The sequence below is a fragment of the Stenotrophomonas sp. PS02289 genome (assembly GCF_029960115.1).
In the GTDB taxonomy this organism is placed as follows: Bacteria; Pseudomonadota; Gammaproteobacteria; order Xanthomonadales; family Xanthomonadaceae; genus Stenotrophomonas.
This window is the reverse complement of sequence record NZ_JASCOZ010000259.1, coordinates 1-4,154: the sequence shown is the minus strand read 5'-3', so window position 1 is coordinate 4,154 and position 4,154 is coordinate 1. Positions and strand designations below refer to the sequence as shown.

At 68.8% G+C, this 4,154-nt stretch carries 3 protein-coding genes; 2 read left to right on the top strand and 1 reads right to left on the bottom strand.

The annotated features are described in order from the left end of the window. Positions 1 to 68 precede the first annotated feature (68 nt). A complete protein-coding gene (gene rnd, locus QMX83_RS20555; protein WP_282298480.1) occupies positions 69 to 1,145 on the bottom strand; it encodes a ribonuclease D in 1,077 nt (358 codons plus the stop codon). Positions 1,146 to 1,226: 81 nt separating this feature from the next. Here rnd and QMX83_RS20550 point away from each other — a divergent pair, with 81 nt between their 5' ends. Together QMX83_RS20550 and QMX83_RS20545 are read left to right on the top strand one after the other, a co-directional pair. Next, the gene (locus QMX83_RS20550) at positions 1,227 to 3,095 is read left to right on the top strand and encodes a formylglycine-generating enzyme family protein (RefSeq protein WP_282298479.1); all 1,869 of its coding nucleotides are present in this window, start codon (positions 1,227 to 1,229) and stop codon (positions 3,093 to 3,095) included. Between the two features lie 72 nt (positions 3,096 to 3,167). Continuing rightward, a complete protein-coding gene (locus tag QMX83_RS20545) occupies positions 3,168 to 4,073 on the top strand; it encodes a M48 family metallopeptidase (protein ID WP_282298478.1) in 906 nt (301 codons plus the stop codon). Positions 4,074 to 4,154 lie beyond the last annotated feature (81 nt).

Genomic DNA, 4,154 nt, shown 5'->3' with positions numbered 1-4,154 from the left:
GCCACGCCCTGCGTGGCTTCGACCCTGTTCGGCACCTGCAGCCACGCAGGGCGTGGCTCTACGCGGTTTTACGCCGGCAACACCGCCTGCAGGCGCGACTCCAGCTCGGCCTGGCGCCAGCCGGCCAGGGCGGCCGGCCACTGCCGGCTTTCCAGATAGCTTTCCAGGTGCTTGCGCGAGGCGAGCACGCCATCGGGCAGGCCCAGTTCCGCCGTGCGCGCGCTGACCGCGTCCTGCAGCTTCTTCAGCGCCTGCTTGTTGCCGTCGTTCGCCGGCAGCGCCAGGGGGGCCTGGTCTTCATCGTCCAGCGGCGTCACCAGCGCGTGCCACACCGCACCGGCCAGCTTGCGCGGAGCCTTGGGGAAGCCTTCCATCACCTTGCCCAGCGCGTCCAGGTCGGCCGGCGGGGTGCGCGCCAGCTGCGCGGCCAGTTCGTTGTCCAGGATCCAGCTGCGCGGGCGGTCGCTGCTGCGGGCCTGTACGTCGCGCCAACGCAGCAGGCGCAACAGGCGCAGCTGCGAGGCGTTGTCCATGAACTGCGCCGAACGCATCGCCACGTGCGGCCAGCGCTCTTCGTCATGCTCGACACTGGCCAGCAGGCGCTCGGCGTCGTCGGCCAGCCACTGGCGTCGACCCTGCTCCTGCAGCTTGGCGTCGATGGCGTCGTGCAGCGTGAACAGATATTCCACGTCGTCGGCGGCGTACTGCAGCTGCGCCTCAGACAAGGGCCGGCGCATCCAGTCCGAACGGGTCTCGCCCTTGGGAAGGGTCACGCCGGTGATCGCGGTGACCAGCTTCTGGTAGCCCATGCCGCCGCCGATGCCGGCCAGCGATGCGCCGATCTGGGTATCGAACAAGGGACGCGGCAGCACGCCGCAGGCGACCTTGAAGGTCACGAGGTCCTCGCTGGCGCTGTGCATGATCTTCAGGATGGAGGTGTCGCCCAGCCACTTCGCCAGGGCTTCGTTCATGCCGGGAATCAGCGGGTCGATCAGCAGCACCTCGTCGCCAACGGCCATCTGCACCAGCGCCAGCTGCGGCCAGTAGGTGCGTTCACGGATGAATTCGGTGTCCAGGCCGATGCGGGTAGGGCGCTGGCGGAGGCGTTCGTCCAGTTCTGCCGGGGTTTTGATCCAATAGGCCACGTAGGGTTTCCATGCTGCGGGAATGCTCAGGTGGGCAGGATAACGCGCCTGCACCGGCCCGCGCGCCGTTATGATGATCCCATGCTGCGAACCCCCGGTCCCCTGACGCTGCTGCTGGCCACGGTGCTGTTCACCGCCAGCGCCTGCTCTCCTGACAATGCCCCGCCGCCGGCGGCGCGCCCGGCCGAGCCTGAGGCTCCGGCGCGGGCCCCGACGCCGGCGCAGGTGACCATCGGCGGGCAGGACGAGGCCGAAACCGTGCAGCGCTGGCAGCCGCCGGCGGTGCTGATCGAGGACGCCGGGGTGGCCCAGGCCCGGCGCGATGCGGCAAAGGCGTTCGAGAGCGGCCGGCTGTACGAAGACGCCACGGCCGCGCTGCCGATCTGGCTGGCACTGCGCGAGCGCGATCCCAAGGACCGTCAGGCACAGGCCGGCATCAACCGGGCCAAAGAGGCGCTGCTGGACGACATTGCCGCGCTGCTGGTGCGTCCGCTGCGACAGCGCGAAGCGGTGGCCAAGGCCGGCGAGATGGGCCTGGTGCTGCTCACCCTGGACCCGGAAGATCCGCGCGTGCGCACGCTGCAGTCGCAGGTGGAGCTGGCGCAGCGGGTGATTGCCTACAACCGCGCCGGCGAAGACGACCTGCGCAACGACCGCATCGGTGAAGACGGCGACGGGGCGCTGCCGAACTTCCGCGAGGCCCTGGCGTTGGCCCCGGACAACGAGCGCGCCCGCCAGGGACTGGCGGCGTCGGAGAGCGCGCTGATCCGCCGCGCCGAGATCGCCGCCCGCGCGGCGGACTTCACCGGGGCCGGCGTGTGGCTGGCCGAGGCGGCCAAGGTGCGGGACTCCGCCCCGACCATCAATGACGCCTTTGAACGGGTCGAGCGGATCCGTGCTGATACCCTGATGCGCCTGCGCGATGAAGGCCTGCGCGACCTGGGCAGCGCGCAGGGACTCAAGCCGGCACGACAGAAGCTGGAAGACGCGCTGCGCATTGCCCTGCCGGGTGACCCGGTGGTGGCGCAGCTGCGCGAACGCATCGAACTGGTCACCCATTACGGCAGTTTCCGCCCGGGTCAGGTGTTCAGCGACGCGCTGCGTGATGGCGGACGCGGCCCGCAGATGATCGTGGTGCCGCATGGCGGCTTCCAGATGGGGGCCGGAGACGGTGAGATCGGAGCCAGTGATGCCGAAAAGCCGGCCCATTACGTGCGCTTTGATCGCGGCTTCGCCATGGCCATGACCGAGGTCACCGTGGCGGACTTCCGCCGCTATGTGCAGGCCAGCAAGGCGCGCCCGCGCGCTACCCGCCGTGGGCATTCCACCGTGTACGACGAGCGCAGCGGCAACTTCATGCTGCGCAGCGGGGTGGATTGGCAGTCCGGCTATGACGGCAGCATGGCCATCGCCAATTCGCCGGTCATGCACGTCAGCGTGCGCGACGCCGAGCACTACGCCATGTGGCTGACCGAGCAGACCGGGCGCTACTACCGGTTGCCCAGTGAGGCCGAATTCGAATATGCCCTGCGCGCGGGCACCAGCGGCCGCTACCCCTGGGGGGACGAGGGCACGCCGCCGAAAGGCTCGGGCAATTTCACCGGCGGCGACGACGTCTCGCCGTCCGGGCGGCGCTGGTTCAACGCCTTCGTCGGTTACGGCGACGGCTGGTGGGGGCCGGCTCCGGTGGCCAGCTTCGAGCCCAATGGGTTCGGCCTGCACGACATGGCGGGCAATCTCAGCGAATGGGTGGCCGATTGCTGGCACGCCAGCTACCGGCGCGCACCCGCCGACGGTGCAGCCTGGTTCAACCCCGGCTGCCGGCAGCGGGTGATCCGCGGCGGCAACTGGGCCAACGCGCCCGAACAGACCCGCGCCGCCTGGCGGCAGTCGCAGGACTCGGACACCACCAATGCGCGGATCGGCTTCCGCCTGGTGCGTGGTATCTGACTTCACACGGCACCGGGGTAGGATGGCCCCAGCGCCGGCCAGGGTGAGCCGGCTCCTTCAGGAACCACGACCATGCGCAGCGATCCGTTTGGGGGGCAGTCGCAGCAACGCGGCCGGCGGCCGGGCCTGTTCGGCAACATCCGCTGGTGGGTGCTGCTGGCATTTGCCGGGTATGCCGCGTACTACTGGTTTTCCAACCGCAGCGTCGACCCGTATACCGGTGAAAGCGTGCTGATCGACAGCTCGCTCGATGCCAGCCAGGAAAAGGCGCTGGGCCTGCAGGCCTACCAGGAGATCCTGGCGCAGGAGCGTCCCTTGGATCCGAACGCGCAGATCTCGCAGGACGTGCGCGCGATTGCCGAACAGCTGATCCGCAAGGTGGACGTGGTGGAAACCGCGCTGGCTGAGGAGCATGGCCTGAAGCCTGCCCATTTTTCACGCGATTTCGAGTGGGAAGTGAACGTCATCCAGTCCGACCAGGCCAATGCGTTCTGCCTGCCCGGCGGCAAGATGGCGGTGTACACCGGACTGGTGCCGGTGGCACGCACACGCGATGCGATGGCGGTGGTGATGGGACATGAAATCGCCCACGCGCTGTTGCGCCACGGTGCGCAGCGCATGGCGCAGCAGAAGATGACCCAGATCGGTCAGATGGCCGGCGCGGCCAGCGGCATGGATCCCTCGCAGCAACAGATGGTGATGTCGGCGCTGGGCTATGGCTACCTGCTGCCGTATGCACGCAACCATGAAACCCAGGCCGATGAGGTCGGGCTGATGCTGGCCGCCGCCGCGTGTTTCGACCCGCGCGAGGCGGTGCCGCTGTGGGAACGCATGGGCCAGGCCAGTGGCGGGCAGGCTCCGCCGGAGTTTTCGTCCACGCATCCCAACCCCGGCACGCGCATCCAGAACCTGCAGGCGTGGATGCCCAAGGCGATGGAATACCGTGCGCGGTTCTGTGAGACCGCTGGCGGCGGATAAACCACTCCACGGTGTTTGATCCGACCGTAGAGCCACGCCCTGCGTGGCTTCGATTCCGTTTGACACCGCGAAGCCACGCAG